Raw genomic sequence first — 21,600 nt, forward strand, 5'->3', positions numbered from 1 at the left:
CTATTTGCCCGTTACTCGGCTGCGTGGCCATCGTGGCTATGAAACTCTTTTTCGCCGGCCTCAATGGCCACGAGCAGGCGGTTATCGGTGGGCGGTACGGGGCAGGCGTAGCTGTCGTTGTAGGCGCAGTAGGGGTTGTAGGCCTCATTGAAGTCCAGCACCAGCTCGGTGGCATCGGCGGCGGGCAAGGCAGCATCGAGGTAGCGGCCGCCCCCGTAGGTGGTGAAGCCATTGGTTTTGTCGGTGAAAGGCACAAACAGCGTGGAATCCTGGCCGTCGGCTTTCAGAAACAGCGTAAGTTGGTACTCCTGCTTATCTAAAATGAACTTGGCCCGGCCCCAGCGCAGGTAGGCGTCGGCTTTGCCATCGGTGAGGGCCATTTGCACGGTGTCGCGGCGCGGAAAGGTTTCCAGCTGCGCTTCCAGCCGCCAAGCCTTGTTGGGCGCAAAATAGCGCAGGCTGTCGAAGGTGTCGCGCTGCTCCTGGCTGAGCGGGGAGCCATCCACCCGGCGGAAGGCATCGTTTTTCTCCTGCCGGTCTTTGCGCAGGCGCAGGGCGTATTGGTGGTCGTTGAACACCAGATCAGCCAGGAAATAGCCGATAACAACCAGCAGCCCAAGGCCAATAAAGAATTTGGGGGTAATGCGCATGCCACAAAGGTAGCGGCCGGGGGGCAGTTGCTCGTTGCTAATTGTCAGTTGCCCATTGTCAGTTGTGAGTTATCAGATGATAAAAGTCCGTCATGCTGAGCTTGTCGAAGCATCTCTACCGCTTCGTCTGCTTACCACCCCAACGAAGCGGTAGAGATGCTTCGGCTGCGCTCAGCATGACATTCTGACAACGGACAACTCACAACGTGCCTTCGTCGGCGAAGCTGTAGTAGCCGGCGTCGGTATAGATGAGGTGGTCGAGAATGGGCAGGTCGAGAAACTGGCCGGCTTCCTTGAGCTTGCGGGTGAGGGCTATATCAGCGGCGGAGGGGTTGCGGTTGCCGCTGGGGTGGTTGTGCACCAGAATGATGGACGACGCCAGCTGCTCCAGGGCTTCCTTGAAGATGAGCTTGGGGTCGGCCACGGTGCCGGCCACCCCGCCGCGGCTGATGCTCACGGTGCGCATCACCACGTTGGCCCGGTTCAGCAGCACCACCCAGAACTCCTCGTGGGGCAAATCCTGCAGATGCGGCCGGATGACGCGGTAGATATCGGCCGAGGAGGTGATGGTGGCCCGGGCCGGCACGTCGGCTTCCTTGCGGCGGCGGCCCAACTCCAGCGCCGCTATGATGGTAATGGCCTTGGCCTCGCCGATGCCTTTCTGCTTCATCAGCTCCTTCACCGAGAGGCGGGCCAGGGCGTTCAGGTCATTCTGCACCGCGTTGAGCACCAGCTTGGCCACATCCACGGCCGACAGCCGGGCCGTGCCCGAGCCCAGCAGAATCGCCATCAGCTCAGCATCCGACAGGGCCGCGCGGCCTTTCTGGAGCAGCTTTTCGCGGGGCCGGTCTTCCTCGGCCCAGGCCTTGATGCTGAAGGAAGAAGGCGCCGCGTAGTGCAGGGGCGAAGTGTCGGACAGCAGCTCGGATAGCGTCACGGGCAGGCAGAGGTAAGATAGAAAGAGGAATAACTATGTGAAAAATACTATATCCCGGGGAAATCTAAAGTAAAAAGCCAAAATCTTCGTCTTTCGTTTTTGCCGGGCCGGGGCTGAACTAAATGCGCCGCCTACGGTTTTGCCTCCTGTTATGTCTCGACTTACTGGTTCTCTCTTTTTTCTGGCGGCCCTGGTGGCGGCCGAATGGTATAGTTTTCAAGCCGTGCGGGCCCTGGCTCCTGCCCCCGGTTCCTCGTCCCGGCGCCTAGTACTAATAGGGTACTGGGTGCTCACGGTGGCCGTGTGGGCGCTGGGCTTCTGGGCCATGAGCAACCGGCGCGAGCATCCATCCTTCAAGTCCTACCTCGGAGGCGTGCTGCTGGCTATGCTGGCCGCCAAGCTGGTAGTGCTCGTTCCGCTGCTGCTGGAAGACCTCGTGCGCCTTGGCCGCTGGGCCTGGCAAGCCGTAAGCCGGCCGGCCGGCAGCGGCACCGGCCCGGCTATTTCGCGAAGTGAGTTTCTGAGCAAAGCTGCGCTGCTGGCCGGGGCCGTGCCGTTTGTCTCGCTTATCTGGGGCATGGTGAAGGGCGGCACCGATTATACCGTACGGCGCGTAACGCTGCGGTTCCCTAACCTGCCGGCCTCCTTTGACGGGTTCAAGCTGCTGCAGATTTCCGACCTGCACACGGGCTCCTTTCACTCCAAAGAGCCCCTGCAGCGCGCCGTGGCCCTCATCAACCAGCAGCAGGCTGATCTGGTGGTGATGACCGGCGACCTAGTAAACAACCTGGCCACGGAGGTAGAAGAGCACATCGACACGCTGGCGGGCATCCAATCCAAGCTGCCCATCTTCTCCGTTCTTGGCAACCACGACTACGCCGACTACGTGGAATGGCCCAGCCCCGCAGAAAAAACGGCCAACCTGAACCGCCTCAAGCAGAACCACGCCAACATTGGCTGGCGTCTGCTGCTCGATGAAAGCCACACGCTGGAGCGCAACGGCGAAAAAATTTCCATCATTGGGGTAGAAAACTGGGGGGCTCAGATGCGCTTTCCCAAGTACGGCAACCTGGCCAAAGCCCACGCCACTTCCGGCGACGCACCCTTCAAAATCCTGCTTTCCCACGACCCCTCGCACTGGGACGGGCAGGTGCACGAGTACCCCGATATCGACCTCACGCTCTCGGGCCACACCCACGGCATGCAGTTCGGCCTCAACCTGTCGTTTCTGAAGTGGAGCCCCGTGCAGTATGCCTACAAGCAGTGGGCTGGCCTCTACCAGCGCGGCAAGCAATACCTCTACGTAAATGCCGGCCTGGGCTTTATTGGCTACCACGGCCGCGTGGGCTTCCTGCCCGAAATCACCGTATTCGAGTTGAAGCGCGCTTAAACCCCCTTTTTCTTGCCCCGCGAAACGCCACTGGTTTTCAGATCAGTGGCGTTTTTGCTGTTGAGCTACGGGCCCGGAGTAACCGTGCCGCAAACCCTACCGTATAGGCACCCATCTTTCCCTTCTCTCCCTCTCCCCTCCCACCAAACTCTCCTTCTCTCATGAAAAAGACCATGCTTTTCCTCTCGTGCGCCGTGGCGCTGACGATGGGAGCCTGTTCGCAGGAAAAAACGACCGATACTGCTACCACCAATGCTGGTGACGGCATGACGACCACCACGACTACCACTACGACGACCATGTCGCCGGCTATGTATACCAAAGAGGCCGTGGAAAGCCGTGCCGACCGTATTGCGGCCGATATGGCAGCCAAAATGAAGCTCGATGAAGCCATGCGCACCAAAGTGCGCACCGTGTATGTGAACCGCGGTATGCGCATGAGCGAGCTGGCCAATAAGTACGCCACCGATACCACCGGTATGGCCGCTGATATGCGCAACGTATACAGCGAGTCGGACATGGAAATGAAGCAGGTATTCGTGGATCCGGCCATGTACACGCAGTACGAAACCGACCGCTTGAGCTACTACGACACCAACTACATGGACGATGCCAGCATGTCGGCTGATGCATCCGCTTCGTCGGATGCCAGCATGGAAGCCAGCTCGAAAACCAAGTATGACGATGGCTCGAAGGTGAAGGTGAAAAGCGACGGCGACGTGAAAATCAAAGATGCTGAAGGCAATAAAACCAAAATGGACGCCGACGACGGCACCGTGAAGGACAAGCCCGAAGACGGCGACAAAACCGTTATCAAGTAAGCAGCGCCCGGTCCGTCTGGCCGGATACTTGCTTTCGCAAAGCCCCTGTCGTGCAACGGCGGGGGCTTTTTTTGCCTCCCTTGCCAGCGGCTTGGTCGATGAAACCCGGGCGCTGGCCGGTTTTCATCAGGTGGTCGTGGTGGTCTTGTATTAGCTTTGTAGGTGATGTCGTTTCGTTTGCTACCCGTTGTGCTGCGTGTTTTGCTCTGCCTGCTGCCCTTGCTGCTGGCCGGGCAGCGGGCTGCAGCGCAGGTACGCGTAACGGGGTCGGTGGAGGAAGCCGCCACGCGTAAGCCTATTCCGGGCGCTTCGGTGGTGGTGCAGCGCACCCGCCAGGGCGTGGTGGCCAACGAAGAAGGTGACTTCAGCATCTTCGTAGACCGCACCGATACCCTCGTGTTTCGGGCAGTGGGCTTCAAGCCGCAGCGGCTGCCGCTGGGCGGCTCGGGCCTTTCGCAGCTCATTGTTCAGATCAAGCTGGTGCGCGACAGTGTGCTGCTGCGCGAGGTGCAGGTGCGCAGCGGCCGGCCCAACGATGCCACCATCAACCGGGCCCTGCGCAACATCAAGCGGCCCAGCACCGCGCCCACCAGCGCCGTAAAGCGCCCGCCCGCGCCCAAGCCTCTCTTCCCCGTCGATTCGGCCGCGCCCAAGCCGCCCACCCCCACCCTGCAAAGCCCCGTAAGCTTGCTCTACGACCAGTTTTCGCGCGAGGGCAAGGAGCGGCGCAAGATGGAGGAAATCCGGGCCGCCGAAAAAGCCGCGGCGGACGCCGCCAAAAGCCGCCGTGCCCGCCTGAAGTACAACCGCAACTTCAAGGAAAACACCGGCTACGAGGTGGAGTGAATGGTGAGATGGTGAGTGCCGCAGTCATTGCGAGCAAAGCGAAGCAATCCGTCCTGAACAGCGCCCAAAGCCCTCTAATGTGAAAAGCCCTTACCCGTATGCAACAGATAAGGGCTTTCTGGTAGAAGAACGGGGCTCGTATTGTACAGGACGGATTGCTTCGCTTTGCTCGCAATGACACGTTTTCAAACTCATCACTTCACTATCTCACCATTTCACCTTTTCCCCGTATAGCCCAAGATGAAAATTGGGTATCCCTGCGTCAACGAGTCGTTGACGTGTACTTCGACGTCTACTTTCCGGCTGGCTTCCTACTCGGAGGAGCGGCTGGTGCAGGCCGTCAGCAACAACTTAGCCTGCCTGCAGCGCATTCTGGAGTATAATGTAAGCCACGGGCTGCTGTTTTTTCGGATGGGCTCGGGCATCGTGCCCTTCGGCTCCCACCCCATCAATACCTTTCCCTGGCAAACGCACTTCGCGGCGGAGCTGAAAAGCGTGGGTAACTACATCAAGGCCAACAAACTGCGCGTGTCCTTCCACCCCGACCAGTTTGTGGTGCTGAACTCGCCCGACCCCGGCATTGTGGAGCGCAGCGTACAGGAACTGGTGTACCAGGGCTCGGTGCTGGATCTGATGGGCCTCGACTCCACCATGAAGCTGCAGATCCACGCCGGCGGACTGTATGGCGACATGGAATCGGCCCTCACGCGCTGGATTGCCACCTACCACACCCTGCCCGAGGCCGTGAAAGCCCGCCTGGTGGTCGAAAACGACGACCGGCTGTACAGCCTCCGCAGCTGCCTGCGCCTGCACGAGGCCGTAGGCGTGCCCATTCTCTTCGACAACCTGCACCACGAGTGCCTCAACCACGGCGAGCCGATGGCCGAAGCCCTGGCGCTGGCCTTCAGTACCTGGCACCCCCAGCGCGACGGCGTACCCATGATGGACTACAGCGCGCAGTCGGTAGGCGAGCGGAAGGGCAAGCACACGGCTTCGCTGGACGAGGAGCTGTTTCGGGAGTTTCTCACCCACCTGCATGGCCACGATGCCGACATCATGCTCGAAATCAAGGACAAGGAAGCCAGCGCCAACCGCGCCTGTGCCATCATGCACGACGTAGGCTTGCTGGTGCGCGCAGCCTCCTCTACCGTTTCTATTTAACGTTTACTTTCATTCATGGCAACCTCTCCCACCACGGCCGAGCTCCTGGCCACCACCCTGCAGGCCCTACAATCGGGCCTTACCAACGTACCCCTGAGCAGCGCAATGGACGCCACCGAAGCTTGGCAACAGCAGTTTCTGCAAAGCGGCCAGCCCGAACTGCAGGACGTGGCCCGCGAAATCGGCAACCTGCAGTCCTTACTCACGGCCAAGCCCCTGGATGGGGCCGCTATCGGCCGCAGCCTGAGTATGCTGGGCAGCCAAACCAACGACCTCAGCAAAACCGCTCCACTCACCCACGCCCCCAACCTCTCGGAGCTGAGTACTCAGCTGCTGCGCCTGGGCGGCGAGCTGGAAAATCAGCCCACGCAGTAAGCGTCGTCAACAGTCAACAAAAAGCCCCTCCCAGGTAATCGGGAAGGGCTTTTTGATTTACGGAAGGTAGCCGATACAATTCCTGCCTGGTTTTTACAGCCCTGAAAGCGCCTCGGGGCTAGTCTTGACAAGCTTTCGGAAAGTAGGGGCGGGGCTTGTCCCCGCCCGGCGTTGAACGACTCCGGCTATCCATCGTTCACTGACGGGCGGGGGCAAGCCCCGCCCCTACTTAGGGACGCGCTAGATGTACATGGCAAACGCGTCGTGCTCCTGGGGCACGGCCGCGGCGGCCGCTTCGAAGGCCTGGGTGAGGTCGGCCATGAGGTCCTGTGGGTCTTCCACACCGATGCTCAAGCGAATCATCTGGGCGGTGATGCCCATTTCGCGCTGCACCTCGGGCATGATGTCGGAGTGCGTCATGGTGGCGGGGTGCTCGGCCAGGCTTTCGGTACCGCCCAAACTCACGGCCAGCTTGATAAGCTTGAGGCGGTTGAGAAACTGGAAGGCCTCGGCCTCGCCGCCCCGGATGTCAAACGAAATCATGGAGCCTGGCGAGAGGCACTGCTGCTCGAAAATGGCCTGCTGGCGCGGGTCGTGCTCCAGGTGGGTAAGGTAGTAGGTGCGCTCCACCTGCGGATGCTCGCGCAGCCAGTCGGCCACCACCTGGGCGCTCTGGGCGGCGCGCTCCATGCGCAGCTTCAGGGTTTCGAGGCTGCGCATGAGCATCCACCCGGTGTTGGGGTCGCACATGGTGCCCATAAAGGTGCGCATGGCCTTGATTTCCTTCATCAGTGGCTTGCTGGCCAGGACTGCGCCGGCAATAAGGTCGGAGTGGCCGCCCAGGAACTTGGTGGCTGAGTATAGCACCACATCGGCGCCGTGGTGCAGCGGGTGCTGAAACACCGGCCCCAGAAACGTATTATCGACTACTACCCGAACGGGCTTGTCGGCAGCGCCGTGGCGGCGGGCAACGTTGGCGCAGGCCTGCAGGTCAACCAGATGGTTGGTGGGGTTGGCGGGCGTTTCCACGTAAATCATAGCCAGGCGGCCCTGGGTGATTTCAGCCACTTTCGCCGACAGCGCCTCTTCCGTAATCGTCGGCTCGAAGCCCACGGACGTGATGCCAAAGCGGGGCAGCACATTTTTCAGGAAGAAATCGGTGCCGCCGTACACGGGCTCGGAGTGCAGCACTACGTCGCCGGGCTGCAGCAGGGCCAGCAGCGTGGTGCTGATGGCGGCCATGCCCGAGGCAAACGAGGCGGCTTCCTCGGCTCCGTCCCACAAGGTGAGGCGGTGCTCCAGGATTTCGAGGCTGGGGTTGTTGAGGCGGGAATAAATCAGGCCCATTTCTTCGTCGGGGCCCTGCTGGCGCAGCCCGTAGGCCAGCTCAAAGAAGGCTTTGCCTTCCTCGGCGCTCTTGAAAACGAAGGTGGACGTCTGGAAAATAGGCGGCTTGATGGCGCCTTCGCTCCAGGCCGGGGTGTAGCCGTAGCTCATCATCAGGCTCTCGGGCCGGAGTTGGTGGCCGTTGATTTCGGCCGCTTCCTTGGGAAGATTCATGGGTGGGTGGGTTGGGTGGATGGGGAGGCGAAGGTAGGAATTTGTGCAAAGGCCGGCCCCGACGCGGTTGGCGGTTTGGTGATGTGGGCCCGGCAAGTGAACTTAGCCTCCGCTGAGTTGCACCCAGCTTCTTTGCTTTTCCTCGCCGCCATGTCCTCCGATACCCGCATCCAGATTCTGCTCGTGGAAGATGAAGCTGTGCTGGCCCTGGACTTATGCGACACGCTGGAGGCTGAGGGCTACGCCGTGGTGGGCCCGGCCCGCAACGGCCCCCGCGCCCTGGAGCTGTTCGGGCAGCACCGCATCGATATCCTGCTCTGTGATATTCATATTCAGGGGCCCTGGGATGGTATCGAAACCGCCCGGCGCCTGCTGGCGGAGCGGCCCGTGCCGGTCATCTACCTCACCGCCATGGCCGATAAAGATACCCTGGACCGCGCCCTGACCACTACGCCGGCGGCTTACCTCACCAAGCCCGCTACCACGGCCGGGCTGCGCGCCGCCATTGAGGTAGCTTTCCATACGTTTGCCCGGCAGGTGGCGCCCGCGCCTGCTGCGGAAAGCGCCCCGCTTCCCGACCGCGAAACTCTTTCACGCGAGTCGATTCTGCAGCTCGACGACCATGTTTTCATCAAGCACAACTACCAGTTTGTGCGCGTGCCCCTGGCCGATATTCTGCTGCTGGCCGCCGACAACACCTATACTACCCTCGTAACGCCCACCCGCAAGTACGCGCTACGCCTGTCGCTGGGCGCGGTGCTGGAGCGGCTGCACTTTGTCCAGCTGGTGCGTATCCACCGCTCCTACGCCGTCAATATTCAGCGGGTGGAGGCGTTCAGCGAGACGGAAGCCACTGTGGCTGGCCAGGCGGTGCCACTAGGCCGCCAGTATAAGGAGGCATTCCTGCAGCATTTCCATTTTCGGTAAGTCGGCGCCTGACGTACCAAAACGGGTTGTTCACCACCCACCTAACGACGTTAGCAGCGGCAGCCACGCAATCCTGGCAATTGTATTTTACCTTGTTGACTTCCGGCCTTAGCGGCCGGGGCCGCGTCTGCCTTTGTCTGCCTTGCCCATGCGCCTGTTCCTCTTGTTGTTTTGCCTTAGCTGGGGTGCGGAAACTGCCGTGCTGGCGCAGCCTGCGCCCCCGGATACCAGCCAGCTGCGGCGGCTGTGCCGGCAAACCGAGCGGCAGCTGCTGACGAGCGTCGACTCGGCGGCGCGCAACGGACGGGCCATCATTCGCCAGTCGCAGCAGCTGCGCTATGCCTACGGGGAGGCCCAGGGCTACTACCTGCTGGGCTGCGCGCTGCGCAACCAAACGCAGTTCGACTCCAGCCTCTACTACGGCCAGCAGGCCCTCACCCGCTTCGAAGCCCAGCACCGGCTCGATGGGCAGGCTGCGGCCTACACGCTGCTGGCGCAGAACTACAAGCGCATGGCCGACGGACAGCAGGTGCAGCAGCTCACCCGCAAAGGCCTGCAACTGGCGCTGCGGGCCGCAGCGGTGGCCGCGCAGGGCCCGCACTACCGGGAGCTGAGCAGCGCCTACCTGGTGCAGGGCATCATCTACCGCGACCTGGGCCAGCTCGATTCGGCCAAGGTCTGCTACCTGCGGGCTATGCGCGTGGCCCAGCAGCATCCGTTTCAGCCTACCACTCTGCCGGTCTGCTACGCCAACTACGGCCAGTTTCTGATGGACAACGGCGAGAGTCTGGATGAAGCTATCGGGTTCTTCCGGCGGGCCATTCCACTGTACCGCGCCCAGCACAACCGCAACGGGCAGGAACACGCCTACCGCAACCTGAGCTGGGCCTACCGCAAGCAGGGCCGCCTGACCCGCGCCGTGGAGCTGGGCGACTCGGCCCTGGCGCTGGGCCGCGCCATCGGCGACCCGCACCGTCTGGTCAACTCCCTGCAGGCCGCGTACCTGGCTTACCGCGCCGCCGCCCGCTACGAGCAGGCAGTGGAGCTGCTCGATGAGTATAAAACCCGCAACGACTCTCTGATGAACGGCGAAGTAGCCCGCGCCGTAGCCGGCGTGGAAGCTGCCTACGCCGCCGAAAAGCAGGAAGCCCGCATTGCGCGCCTGGCGGAGGATAATGTGCGGCAGCAGCGGCAGCTGGGGGCCCTGGCTTTGGGGGCGGGGGCGCTGGCCCTGCTGTGTGGGGTGGCCGTGTGGCAGTACCGCATCATCCGGCGCACCAATGCCAAGCTCCACGCCACCAACCGCACCGTTCTGGAGAACAGTCAGCGCATTACGGAGCAAGCCAGCCGGCTGACGGTGCTGATGCAGGAGCTGCACCACCGCGTCAAGAACAACCTGGCCATCGTCTCCAGCCTGCTGCGGCTGCAGGCCAAACGCCTCACCGACGAAAGCGCCGTGCAGGCCGTGCAGGAAGGCCAGCAGCGGGTAGAAGCCATGGCCCTGGTGCATCAGCGCCTCTACCAGACCGAGGACGTGACGACCGTGGACATGCCGCGCTACGTGGCCGACCTCACCGACAGCCTGATGACTACCTACGGCTACACGCCCGAATCCCTGGATCTGACAGTGACCATCAGCCAGACCCGACTGGAGGTGGATGTAGCCGTGCCGCTGGGTTTGATCTTGAACGAGCTGCTGACCAACGCCTTCAAGCACGCCCTGCCGCTGGCTACGCAGCCAGCCCTGCGCATCCACCTGGGCCAGCAACAGGACACCGGTAAGCTGCTCCTGGAAGTACAGGACAACGGCCCCGGCATTGCCCCCGAAACTGCGGGCCAGTCCACTACCTCTTTCGGCCAGCGGCTTATTCTTCTGCTGAGTGAGCAGTTGGGCGGCCAGACACACTACCTCAACCAGGCCGGCACCCTGTTCCGCCTGCTGATTCCCTCTACCGGCGAAGGCCAGGTAGTACCGGAACCGGCTATTGAGGCGAAGCCAGCGCGGGGGTAGCTAGGGCCGGATGTTCTGCGCCGGAACCTCAAGCTTCCCAATGGCTGCGAGTTGATTTGTCCGCGGAAGCCTGTCAGTTCTTATTGACTGCTTTAATAGGCAATAGTAACATAGCCTTTGAACTGGGGCCGGTTGACGAAGTCAATCAGGTAAAAATATACCCCGCCGGGCAGGCCCCCGCCGTTCCAGGCAAAGCCCCGGTCGGTGGAGGCGTACACCTGCTTGCCCCAGCGGTTGAACACCTTGATGGAGGCAAAGCGCTGGGCGCAGATATCGGCCGGCAGCATGGGCAGCGTGAACACCTCATTCTGCCCGTCGTGGTTGGGCGTGAAGATGTTGGGCGGCACAAACGCCTGCGGCTCGGGGTCTGCTACCACGAAGCGCACCGTTTGCTGCCGCGGCTGCGGCTGGCACCCGGCTTCCTGCACCTCAAAGACCACCTCATACCCCTCCGGGAAAGCCTCGGCGCAGCGCGCGTCCCAGCGGAAAGTGCCTGCGGCTTGCCCGGCGCCATTCTGGGCCGTGAAGTGCATACCGGCTGTGGCCAGGTCGAAGCCTACCCCGCGGGCGGTGAGCGTGAGCTGGTCCTGGTCCAGGTCCAGCCCCGTGAGGGTAGCTTCCAGCGTGGTGCCGGGCAGCTGCCGGAGCAGCAGCGGGGCCGGGGCCGCCGCAAACAAGGAGGAGGAAAGGGCAGGCGGGCTATTGGTATCCTCAATCTGCACGGGCACGCGCAGACCCGCCGTTTTCACCTCTCCGCATGGCACGTCGGTGGCCGTGAATTCGAATTCGTACAAGGACTTGCCGGCCACCGGGCAGGGCACCTGCCAGCTAAAGCGGCCCTGCTGCTGCGCGCCATGGGCCTGCTGCGTGAGTTGCGCGCCTACCTCATCAGGCGAAAAGCCCTGGCCGGACCAGGTGAGCGTGACGGCGTTGCTATCGGGGTCAACGGCCAGCAGATCGAAGGAAAGCAGCTGACCGGGGCGAACCCGCAACGGCTCCGGGCCCGCCGTAGCCGTCAGCACCGGGGGCGCATTGTTCCGGATGACCAGCACCGGTACGCTAACCGTGTCATAGGGAGCATAGTTGCAGAAGAGCGAGCTAGCATAAGGCACGAAGTTATACAGGATACTATCCTGCTCAATACAGGGTACCAGCCAGTTGAAAGTGCCTTCACTACGGCCCGGCCGCCGCTCCCAGAGCAATTCAGCTCCCAAGGAGCTGGCGGGGTACCCTCTGACGCTTACCCCCAGATCAACCGTGTCCTGGTCAGCATCCGTGCCCACCATTTGGAACGAAAGTAGCTGCCCCGGGTGCACTATTATTGGGCGGGTGGTGGGCGCCGTGGTCATCACCTTTGGCGGCACGTTGCTCTCATCAATGTCGATAACCACCTCGACGCGGGCTGTTTCCGGCCGGTCGCAGTATGTAGTGGTAGCCTCGAAGATAAACGCGTATTTTTTGTAGTAGCGTTCCGGGCAAGGCACCTGCCAGCGGAAAGTGCCTTTCACTTGCCCCTTCCCCGGCGTCTGGGTTAGCTCAGCCTTGCGCCAGTCGGCATCAAAGTCCTTGCCCCGCATGGTGAGCGTCACAGCATCCCCGTCGGGGTCAGTGGCCAGCAGATCGAAGGTGACCCAGGTGCCGGCGCGCACCTTCAGGGGTTGTGTGGCCGTGGTCGTGAGCGTGGGCGGGGCATTGGGTGGGCCCGTGCCGATAAAGGCAATCCGTACCGTGTCGCGCTTGGGCAGACTGCAGCCGTTGTCGGCCACCAACACATCTAGCAGGTAGACTTTCCCCTGCGTGTCGATGCACTCGGCAAAGCACAGCTGCGAGGCTAACGTGTCGGGCTGGCCAGGCGTGCGCACGGTGCCCTGCTTCAAGGTCAGGGGCGGCAGGCCCCCGGTGAAGTTGACCGGGTGCAGCGAGAGGGTAAGGCGGGAGGCCGCGTCGGGGTCGGTGAAGCGCAGGGGCACGCAGCGGTCCTGGCCCGGCTGCAGGCGTAGTGTGTCGCGACCGGGTGCGTAGGGGCGCGTCTGGCCGGGCAGGCGCGCCGTCAGGCGCGGCTTCTGGTTGTCGGGGCAGCTGATGACTTTGAGCTGAAAGTCGCGGCGCACTTCCCCGATTTTCACCCCATCGCGGTACTCCAGGCAGCGGATGCTGAAGACAAACAGGCCGAGCTGGGAAGGCCGTACCTGCAGGCGACCTGTCTGCCGGTCGATGTTCAGAGCGGGGTTGCCGGGAATTTGCTGCTCGGTGCTGAAGCCGGGCAGCCAGTGGATGAGGGAGTACGGCGCTGGGCCAGGTAGTTGCGGGATTGGGTCATCATAGCTAGCATGGCCGTTGAGGGGCGTGGCCATTTCATAGACCAGGGAGTCGCCGTCAGGGTCGGTGCCGGCGAAGTCGTAGTAGAACAGCTCTCCTTTGCAGGCGTAGTCACTCAGGGGCGGAAACACGCGGGGTGAGGAGTTGTAGAACGGCTCCCCGTCGCGCACAATAGCCGGAAACTCCAGGTAAAAGGTCTGGCCAGCGTTGCCGGGTTCCTCAATGTTGTTGATGGTCCCGTTGCGGCAGCAGCGCTCCACTACCACGTAATACCCCGCCGGGTCTGCGTAGTATGTTTCCGTTAGCTCTACTTGGGCATTATAGACAAGGTGGCGGGTACGCAGCGAGGAGGCTTCGCAGGCTGGATTGGTGTAGGCGACAAAGGTGTCTTGGGTACGAGGCAAAGCGACACTTTGGACAATCTTATTGGTCCGTTTGGCATAGATTGCCGCTGTCAGCCCATAATCATATGCATCGGGGCTGCCGTTGATGTCGTCAAAGTAAAGATTGAGTGTGAGCTCATAATAGTTAAGGGGCTTAGGAAGCAAACTGGGTTAAAGCGGTTGCTGTCGAAGTAATTTAAGCAGGAATTTGTAGAGGTCTTCATGTCGGTGATTAAAGCGAAACGCACACTCTTTCAGATGCAGCTCAAACGTGTCTTTGGCCACACCGTGAAACTGGTGAAGACGGGCTTTGGCGAAGCTCCAGAATGATTCGATACCGTTGATGTGCGAGGCGCCCTGTACAAATTCATCCTGCCCATGATGCACCCGAAAATGCCGATCATAGCCAACATCGACTAAGCCGTCGTAGCCGCGCCAGCCGTCCGTGTTGACCATGGCGCTAACGTCAATTTTGCCTCTGATAATGGCTTGCAAGGTCTTTTCCTGACAGTTGGGGACGATTTCGGTGTAGACTTGCCCACCCCGTCTGAACAGGCCAAAGACCACCGTTTTGCCACCTGCTCCGCGCCCGCGCTTTCCCCGGACCCGTCGCGGGCCGAAGTAGGATTCGTCTAATTCCACGGCTCCGGCCAATTCCACTGGCACGGGGCATTCGGCCTGCAAGCGGTGGCGCAGCCGCAGGTAGAGAGAATTAACTGAGCGCACGCTAAGACCGGTAAGCCGGACCGTATCCGAGGCCGTTAAATCCATGGCAAACAGGCGCAGCAGATAGCGGAATTTGGCCTCTGAAATTTTTGCGCGCTTATAATAGCGGTTAACTCGCTGCATTATTGGAAGTTACAAAGGTTTTACAATCCTTTGCTTCCTAAGCCCCTAGTTAAAAACGCTATGGCGAAGGTCTAGCTCCCCACCTACGATGTGCGTAGCCTGAGCGGAGTGCATGGAAAACAGTAGTACGATAACAAGCCAACACGCTTTCCAATATCGGGACCCCATCAGGCTTTTTTCCTGGCAAGCCGCAAATGACTTATCCATCAATATATCAGCACTTTTCATTAGTAATTAACGGTAAGAATAAACCAATCTGGTAGATGAAATTTGAAGAGAGGCTTACACACCGCCTTATCGGGGCCTGCACGCCTGCTTCAGGGAAAGATGAGGGCTAAGGTACTTTGCCCCCGTTGATTTACCCAGCGTCTTTTTCAGGAAAGCACGTGGGGTGCGGCGGGATAGTAAAGCTGTGGTGGACTGGCGACCTCATAAAACAAAAAAACCTCGTCTGCCAGGGGCAAACGAGGTTTAGGGTGGAGCTGCAGGGATTCGAACCCTGGTCCAGACAAGGAAGGCGTCGAGCTTTCTACGTGTGTAGCTATGCTTGATTTGTTCGAAGCAGCCGAGGCGCACATCAGGCCTATAGGCTACCCTTATCTGCTTGAGTTTCGCCTGGGCGTCGCAGCGCCGCCCAGACTATCCTTATGCTTACGACACCCCGAACTCGTCCGTGAAAAGGAAGACGGACGCGGGATGATGGCTAGTGCTTAGTACCTAGACTAGGCAGCCATGGCGTACGAATAGTCGCCATTTATTGGTTGGAGGATTTTTTGGCGGGAGATTCATCCAACTCCCGACACGCTTACTCGCGACTTGCACGAGCTGTCAATTCCAGTCAGCCCCAGATTAGAAAGAACGAAACCCACCCGAAAGGTGGGGTGCGAAGGTACGCACATCAGGGAATAAACGTTGTGGATGCGCCGAAATGTTCCGGCGCAGCGGGTAATTTGCGGGCCTGCCCTGGTCGTTTTTCACCTGATTAAACGTCTACCCGAAAAGTATAGAACGTCATGCTGAGCGAAGTCGAAGCATCTCTACCACTTCATTGCAGTGGTAATCCAACGAAGCGGTAGAGATGCTTCGACTTCGCTCAGCATGACGTTCTGATCTACCTCTTACTTGTTAACTGGTATTTAGCTCTTACTTCACAGCCGTGGGCTGGAAGCCGGGCGCGCCGGTTTGCCACAGGCCGAAGCTCATCAGGTCGGCAATGCTTTCAAACTGCTTGAGGCGGGAGTCGCCCATGCCATGGCCGGCTTCGTAGTCGGTGAAGAACAGCACGGGCTTGCCGCCGGCGTTGCTGGCCTGCAGGCGGGCGGCAAACTTGGCCGGCTGCCAAGCAATAACGCGCGGGTCGTTGAAGCCGGCCGTGACGAGCGTGGCCGGGTACCGGGTCCCAGGCTTGAGGTGATGGTAAGCGTCCATTTCCAGCAGCGCCTTGGCTTCGTCTTCCTTGGTCATGGTGCCGAACTCGGGCGTGTTTACGGGGCCGTTGGGCGAGTTTTCCATGCGCACGGCGTTCAGGCAGCCCACTTCCGGAATGGCGGCGGCAAACAGGTCGGGGCGCTCCGTCATGGCCCGGCCGATGAGGATGCCCCCGGCACTGCCCCCGTTGATGGCTATTTTGCCGGGCGCGGTGTAGTTGTTTTTGGTGAGGTACTCGGCGCTGGCAATCAGGTCTTTCCAGGTATTAGGCTTGGTCGTTTTCTGGCCGGCTTTGTGCCAGGCCTCACCCAGCTCCCCGCCGCCGCGCACGTGCGGCACGGCCAGAATGCCGCCCTGCTGCGCCCAGAGCAGGAAAGGCGGCATAAATGTGGGCTCCATCGAAACAGAGTAAGCGCCGTAGCCGACCATGAGCGTGGGCGCCGACCCGTCGCGCTTCAACCCTTTCTTGTAGACGATGGACAAGGGCACCTGTACGCCATCGTGTGAGGGCACCATGATTTCCTCTACCACCAGATCGTTAAACTCGGGGTACTGCGCCTCCGACGAAAGCGGCTCCAGCACAAAGCGGCGGCCGGCCACGTCGTAGCGGTACCGCTTGCGGTCGGCCGTCCAGCCACCCATGGTCACCCACAGCTCCGAGGACTGCAGGGTTTTGCCGGCCAGTTCCAAGCGGCCCGCCGACTGCGGCAGCTTCAGCTCCTGCACGGTTTTGCTGCCCTTGGGCACGAAGTACAGTTTAGCCTCTACCCCGTTGCGGCTGCGCACGAAATACAGGCCGTCTTTGGTGGTTTTCAGCTGCTCATCCACGATGGCCTCGTCGGCGGCTTCTGGCACCAGCACTTCGGCCGTGGCCATGCTGGGCTTGGCGGCCGGCATGCGCATAATCTTCTGGCGCGGCGTGTTCTTGGACGTTACGAAGTAGATGTACCGCTCGTCGGAGACGAAGTTGGTGACTTCCTCGGTGGGCTTAAACAGGGGCTGCCAGGGCACATTGGGCTTAGCGAGGGCCGCGGCGGGTGCGTAGTAGGCCTTGAGGTAGCGGTCCACGGAATACAGAAAACCGTAGGCCAGCTTGGTGTCCCGGTCGATGCCGGCGTATGGGTAGTCGCTGGGCTTGATGTCGAGCTTGGGGTAGAGCTTAGCGGCGAGAAGTGGCTGGTCCTGACTTTGGGGCGTGCCCACCCGGTGCAGGAGGCTCCGTGTGTTCTGGCGGGCGGCCATGTCCTTCAGGTCGGCGTTGTTGAAGGGCGTGTAGGTAAAGCTCTGGTTGTCGGGCAGCCAGGTGCCGCCGCCGCGGTTAAGCTGGAGCTGCTCGGGGTAGAGCTTCTTGGTTTTCACGTCCATGATGAGCGTGCGGCCCAGCTCGGTGCCTTTCTCGCTGAGGCCGAACGACACCTTGGAGCCGTCGTCGCTGGGCGAAAAGCCGTTGATGTTGAAGACCTTGCCCTTTTCAAAATTCTCGGGGTCGAAGAGCAGCACCTCCTGGCCCTGGTACCCGTCGCGGCAGTAGAGCTTGGGCTGCTGGTCCTGGGGGCGCGACTTAAAGTAAAAGTACCGGTCGTTATCAGTCACCCGGATGTCGCTGACGCGGGCGGCCTTGCGCTGGTCGATGGCCACCATTTGGTCGAGCAGCTGCTGGCGGCCCGGAATGGCGTTGAGGGTGCGGCGGGCGTACTCGCTCTGAGCCTTCATCCAGGAAGCCACGGCCGGGTCCTGCAGGTTCTCAAGGTTGCGGTACGGGTCTTCCACCTTCACCCCAAAGTAGGTATCGGTGGCAGGCTTGGCCGGAGCCGCGGGCAGGACCGACTGGGCCAGGGCCGCCGGAGCAGCTGCCAGCAGAAGAGCGAGAACTGGAAACGTTGTTTTCATGCGCAGAAAGGAAAGAAAGTAAAATACTGCTACCGCTTGGCCGGCGCGTCGGCTACCATGTCAACCGCCGCCACTAGCCAGGTTAATTTACTATTTATCAACCACCTAAAGGAACGCCATTCCTTTTACCCGGACTTTCACGCAGGTCGCAAACTGTTGCGTCCAGGTCTCATTGCGCCAGATTTCCGGAGTAACTAGAGCTTCACCAGCTCCACCCGGCGGTTTTTGGCTTTGCCTTCCTCCGTGCTGTTGTCGGCCAGGGGCTTGGTTTGGCCCAGGCCTTTGGGCCGGAGGCGGCTGGCCTCGATGCCCTGGGCGGTGAGGGCCGCTACCACCGTGCCTGCCCGCTGCTGCGAGAGCTGCTGGTTGCGGGCGAAGGCACCGGTGTTGTCGGTGTGGCCTTCCACCGTCAGGCGCAGGGTGGGGTCCTGCTGCAGCAGCTTCACAATTTCCCCGATGCCCTGGGCCGCGTCGGAGCGCAGGGTGGCCTGGTCGGTGTCGAAGTTGAGGTACACGGCCACATGGCCGTTGGCATCCAGCGCCTTTTTCAGCTCCTCGGCAGGCAGCATTTTGGCCGCCATGGGCAGGGCTTTGCGTTCCACCACCGTCAGCCAGTAGTTTTCCTGGTCGTCCCAGGCTTTGTACACCTCCGTCCAGATTTCGCGGTCGGGCAGGCGCACCATGTACACGCCCATGTCCTCGTGCTCGGGCATGTAACGGGCCCGGTGGCGGCCGTCTTCGTACTTGAGCTTAAGCTCGTTCAGCTTTTTGCCGCTGCCCTCAAACACCGTGACCCCGCCCATGTCCTTCACCAGCTTCTCGTAGGTTTTCTGGGCCTGAAAGAAAGACGCACCCTTGCCCAGGGCCTTCACCGTGTACAGGCGGCCCTCCACCGGAATCATGCGGGTGCCATCGAAGAACTCGTACTTATCAAAGGCCACATCCTTTAAGTACTCCTTGGCCGTGCTGCCCGACATGTTTTCGCGGGTGCCTTTCTGGTAGCCGTCAATCAAGCTGACGTAGGGAAATGCCCCGAGCTTGGGGTTAGCAACGGGCACCTGACTTACATCGAAGCCAACGGCCGCCAGTGGCGCGGCCGGCGCCGGGGCAGCGGCTGTAGGGGTCGAGGCTGGAGTTGCCGATTTAGCGGTAACGGGCACCACAGTGGCGGTTTGTTCGGGCGTTTTGGGCTCGGAGGAGCAAGCCAGCAGAATGGCCGGCAAACTAAGCCAGCTGATAGCAACGAGACGCTTCATGAGAACAGGAAATAACGATTAGAGAAAACCAGGCTGCGCGGGGCACCCGGAAGCGGCCGGGCCAACCCGCGCAGTTTTCAGGAGGCTGTCTAGCGGGGAATCAGGTTGGTTTTCCACTGCACGCTCGTCAGCTGGGCGGCCGGAATGTTGGGGGTGCCGCCCGCAAACGTGAAGCTCCCGGCCGAGAGCAGCAGCAAGGTGAGCTGGGAGGAGTTGTTCTGGTTGTTGAGCGCGGCCTGAATCTGAGCCTGGTCGTAGTTGAAGCCAAACGACAGGCGGTTGTCCGTCAGCTCAAACAGCTCGAACGTGGTGGTTTTACCCTGGGAGGTAATAGCCAGCTGGGTTTCCTCCTTGGCAAAGGCCCAGGTGCCCGTGCTGGTGGCACCGCCGCTGTTCAGGCCCATTGTCACCTTGCCATCGGCCCCAAACTGGTAGTAGCTGACCGAAGAAGCCGAGGGCTTGTAGGTGCCTTCGCTGGTGTTCAGGCGGAGCGTCTGGGTGTCGTCTTTCCAGGCTTTGGCCGTCAGCAGCGCGGTTTTGGAAGGCTCGTTGTCTTTGTCCTTTTTGCAGGCGGCCACAGTCAGCAGCAAGGCAAATAGCACGAGGTAATGGCGGAAGGTTTTCATAAGCGAAGAGAGAAATAAGTGAGGGAAAAGTTGAGTAGAAAGCCTAGCGCCGTGCGCTGATTTCGGGCGTTCTGGCCGATTCGGCCGTGGGCGTGAGGGCGCTGAGGGAGTAGATGTAGAGCGTGCCGGGTTTGGCGGTCTGGTCGAGGTAGCGGGTTTGGGTGGCCGTGAGCGTGGCCAAGCGCTGGGCCGTGAGCTGGTCGCGCTGGCGGCGGTAGAGGGCGTAGCCTTTAGCCGGCGCCACGGCCGGGCGGCTCCAGCTTACCTCCAGCCCCGTAGCTACCGGGCGGGCCACCAGCTGGGCGGGCGGCACCAGCGGGGCACCCGTCACGCGCACCACCATCACCGGCGACAAGGGGCTTTCGGTGCCCTGGGCATCCACGGCGGCCACGGCGTACTGGTAGGTCTGGCCAGCCTTGGCTGCCGCATCGGTATAAGCCGGCGAAACCAAGGCAGCTGCCAGTCGCGTGAAATCTGCCGCTCGCGCCGGGCCGGTGGCCGCCGTGGCAGAAGCCGCGCGGCGGTACAATCGGTAGGCTACCACGGCCGGGTCGCGGCGGGCATCGTCCCAGGTAAGCTGCACAGCCGGGCCGGCGGCGTAGGCGCTGATTCCCAGCGGCGCGGCCACCGGCATGGCGCGGTTGGGCCTAGCCGATGCCAAAGCCGAGAACGGACTCAGCTGCATGTTCTGGTTGGCGTCGCGCACGGCGTACACGTACTCGCGGCGGCCGTTGCGGGCGGTGGTATCCAGAAACGTCAGCACGTTGCCCCGCAGCGGCGGCGACACCACCACCAGGGAGTCCTGGGTCGAGGTGCCCCGGTACACATAGTAGGCATCGTGGGTGAGGTCGGGGGCGGCAGGCAGCCAGCGCAGGCGTACCCCCTCCCTTTCCGGCTCGGCCGTGAGGGCCACGGGGGCGAGCAGCGCCGCCATAGCGCCAGGCTGGTGGCTGGCAAAGGCCGTGGCCGAGGCCGCGCCCGGCGTGGGAATACCTTTTGGCAGCAAAGCCCGCAGGCGGTAGTGGTAGCCTATGTTGGGCAGCAGGCGCGTGTCGAGGTAGCTGGTGGCCGTGGCCGGCAGGGTGTCGAGGCGCACGTAGTTGCCGCGGGCGTCGCGGGAGCGTTGAATTTCGATGCCCGCCAGATACGCCTTGCGCGGCAGGGCCGGCCAGCGCAGCACAATGCCGGCCGTGGTATCGTGGGCGGTGGCGCGCTGCACCAACGGCATGCGCCCCGCCGTCACCGACAGCACGTAGGCCGTATCAGAGGCCGGGCCGGGGTTGCCCACAAAGTCCAGGGGCTCGAGGTAGTAGCGGTACATGGCCTCGGGCTCTACCCGCTGCTCCAGCACGAAAAACGCGGAGTCGCGCACCTGGCGCACCAGCAGGCGCCCGGGCAATAGGGCGAAGCCCCGCTCCCCCGGCCCCTGGCGGTACACGCGCCCGAACACCGTGCTGGCCCCGGGCTGCACGCGGGCGGCCCAGCTCACCACCACCGAGGAGTCGCGGCCGAGGCTGCGGCGGGCGCGGGGGCGCGGCAGGTTGCTGCGGCGGCCGATTTCCACCGTTTTCTCCATGGGCTTGATGGCGGCTGCCCCGGTTGCTTTTTCCGGTTTGAAATTGGCGGCCGGGGCCAAGCGGTACACGTAGCGGGTGCCGGGCGCGGCCTGGGCCGCCGAGGCATCGAGCATAACGGTGCCTAGCGCCCGGCGCAAGGACATACTCAGGCCATGCACCCCGTAGCTGTCAAGGTTGGGATGCGTCTGCACGAAGGTCCACACGGCTTCGTCGGAGGGCAGGCGGAGGGCGGCGCGCAGCCCGTCAATAACAGGTTGACCAGCCAGCAGCCGCAGCTCCGCCAGGGAGGTAGCCGCCTGCAGCACGGCCACTTCCCGGAAGTCGGTGGAGCCGGCCGCGGCGCGCAGCAGGCGGGCTCCCAGCAGAGTGCCGGGGCCCGGCTCGGGGCGGTTTTTGGCCAGCACCACCCACACGCCTTCCGGCGAGGGATAAGCCGGCAGCTCGGCATTTTTGGGCGCCGGCGTTTGGGCACTGACCACCGCCGCCAGCAGCGTCAGCAGAAGAAGTATGGTAAAGCGTTTCATAGCAGGAAAGTCAGTTTTCAGTATCCAGTTGCCTGTTTTCAGTTATCGGTTGTCAGCGGGATAATTCGCT

Annotated in this window: 16 protein-coding genes and 1 other RNA gene; 7 read left to right on the forward strand and 10 right to left on the reverse strand. The window is 61.8% G+C overall.

The features are described from left to right. Positions 1-11: 11 nt before the first annotated feature. Both LRS06_RS05500 and radC read right to left on the reverse strand, forming a co-directional pair. Positions 12-650, reverse strand: a complete 639-nt coding sequence (locus LRS06_RS05500) for a DUF1684 domain-containing protein (RefSeq protein ID WP_257870562.1) — start codon at positions 648-650, stop codon at positions 12-14. A 199-nt stretch (positions 651-849) separates the two neighbouring features. Then, the gene (gene radC / locus LRS06_RS05505) at positions 850-1,551 is read right to left on the reverse strand and encodes a DNA repair protein RadC (RefSeq protein ID WP_196953635.1); all 702 of its coding nucleotides are present in this window, start codon (positions 1,549-1,551) and stop codon (positions 850-852) included. A gap of 187 nt (positions 1,552-1,738) precedes the next feature. Between radC and LRS06_RS05510 the strand changes: the two genes are divergently transcribed. From LRS06_RS05510 to LRS06_RS05530, 5 genes are all read left to right on the forward strand, one after another. Beyond that, a complete protein-coding gene (locus LRS06_RS05510) occupies positions 1,739-2,977 on the forward strand; it encodes a metallophosphoesterase (RefSeq protein ID WP_257870563.1) in 1,239 nt (412 codons plus the stop codon). A gap of 161 nt (positions 2,978-3,138) precedes the next feature. Beyond that, the gene (locus tag LRS06_RS05515; protein ID WP_257870564.1) at positions 3,139-3,798 is read left to right on the forward strand and encodes a hypothetical protein; all 660 of its coding nucleotides are present in this window, start codon (positions 3,139-3,141) and stop codon (positions 3,796-3,798) included. 165 nt (positions 3,799-3,963) lie between these two features. Then, positions 3,964-4,644: a carboxypeptidase-like regulatory domain-containing protein gene (locus LRS06_RS05520; RefSeq protein ID WP_257870565.1), complete on the forward strand. Its 681-nt coding sequence runs from the start codon at positions 3,964-3,966 to the stop codon at positions 4,642-4,644. Positions 4,645-4,884: 240 nt separating this feature from the next. After that, positions 4,885-5,805, forward strand: a complete 921-nt coding sequence (gene uvsE, locus LRS06_RS05525; RefSeq protein ID WP_257870566.1) for a UV DNA damage repair endonuclease UvsE — start codon at positions 4,885-4,887, stop codon at positions 5,803-5,805. Positions 5,806-5,820: 15 nt separating this feature from the next. Then, positions 5,821-6,180, forward strand: coding sequence for a hypothetical protein (locus LRS06_RS05530; RefSeq protein WP_257870567.1), 360 nt, complete (start codon positions 5,821-5,823; stop codon positions 6,178-6,180). Positions 6,181-6,420: 240 nt separating this feature from the next. On the opposite strand, the gene LRS06_RS05535 is transcribed toward LRS06_RS05530, so the two are convergent. Further along, complete coding sequence (locus LRS06_RS05535) at positions 6,421-7,740, reverse strand: cystathionine gamma-synthase family protein (RefSeq protein WP_257870568.1); 1,320 nt, start codon at positions 7,738-7,740, stop codon at positions 6,421-6,423. A gap of 150 nt (positions 7,741-7,890) precedes the next feature. Here LRS06_RS05535 and LRS06_RS05540 point away from each other — a divergent pair, with 150 nt between their 5' ends. Together LRS06_RS05540 and LRS06_RS05545 are read left to right on the forward strand one after the other, a co-directional pair. Beyond that, positions 7,891-8,667 (forward strand): response regulator, encoded by a 777-nt coding sequence (locus tag LRS06_RS05540; RefSeq protein ID WP_257870569.1) that lies wholly within the window; start codon positions 7,891-7,893, stop codon positions 8,665-8,667. 148 nt (positions 8,668-8,815) lie between these two features. Further along, complete coding sequence (locus LRS06_RS05545; protein ID WP_257870570.1) at positions 8,816-10,678, forward strand: histidine kinase dimerization/phosphoacceptor domain -containing protein; 1,863 nt, start codon at positions 8,816-8,818, stop codon at positions 10,676-10,678. A 92-nt stretch (positions 10,679-10,770) separates the two neighbouring features. Here the strand turns inward: LRS06_RS05545 and LRS06_RS05550 are convergent, their stop codons facing one another. The 7 genes from LRS06_RS05550 to LRS06_RS05580 form a co-directional block, all read right to left on the reverse strand. Continuing rightward, positions 10,771-13,401, reverse strand: a complete 2,631-nt coding sequence (locus LRS06_RS05550) for a gliding motility-associated C-terminal domain-containing protein (RefSeq protein ID WP_257870571.1) — start codon at positions 13,399-13,401, stop codon at positions 10,771-10,773. Positions 13,402-13,551: 150 nt separating this feature from the next. Next, positions 13,552-14,229 carry an IS1595 family transposase gene (locus LRS06_RS05555; protein WP_257870572.1) on the reverse strand — a complete coding sequence of 226 codons (678 nt, stop codon included), beginning with the start codon at positions 14,227-14,229 and terminating at the stop codon, positions 13,552-13,554. A 474-nt stretch (positions 14,230-14,703) separates the two neighbouring features. Beyond that, positions 14,704-15,075, reverse strand: a transfer-messenger RNA (tmRNA) gene (gene ssrA / locus LRS06_RS05560). 297 nt (positions 15,076-15,372) lie between these two features. Further along, a complete protein-coding gene (locus LRS06_RS05565) occupies positions 15,373-17,547 on the reverse strand; it encodes a prolyl oligopeptidase family serine peptidase (RefSeq protein WP_257870573.1) in 2,175 nt (724 codons plus the stop codon). Between the two features lie 194 nt (positions 17,548-17,741). Continuing rightward, positions 17,742-18,803 carry an OmpA family protein gene (locus LRS06_RS05570; RefSeq protein WP_257870574.1) on the reverse strand — a complete coding sequence of 354 codons (1,062 nt, stop codon included), beginning with the start codon at positions 18,801-18,803 and terminating at the stop codon, positions 17,742-17,744. Positions 18,804-18,892: 89 nt separating this feature from the next. Further along, a complete protein-coding gene (locus LRS06_RS05575) occupies positions 18,893-19,429 on the reverse strand; it encodes a hypothetical protein (protein WP_257870575.1) in 537 nt (178 codons plus the stop codon). A 43-nt stretch (positions 19,430-19,472) separates the two neighbouring features. Continuing rightward, positions 19,473-21,530, reverse strand: coding sequence for a hypothetical protein (locus LRS06_RS05580; protein WP_257870576.1), 2,058 nt, complete (start codon positions 21,528-21,530; stop codon positions 19,473-19,475). Positions 21,531-21,600 lie beyond the last annotated feature (70 nt).

The sequence above is a fragment of the Hymenobacter sp. J193 genome (assembly GCF_024700075.1).
GTDB lineage: Bacteria > Bacteroidota > Bacteroidia > Cytophagales > Hymenobacteraceae > Hymenobacter.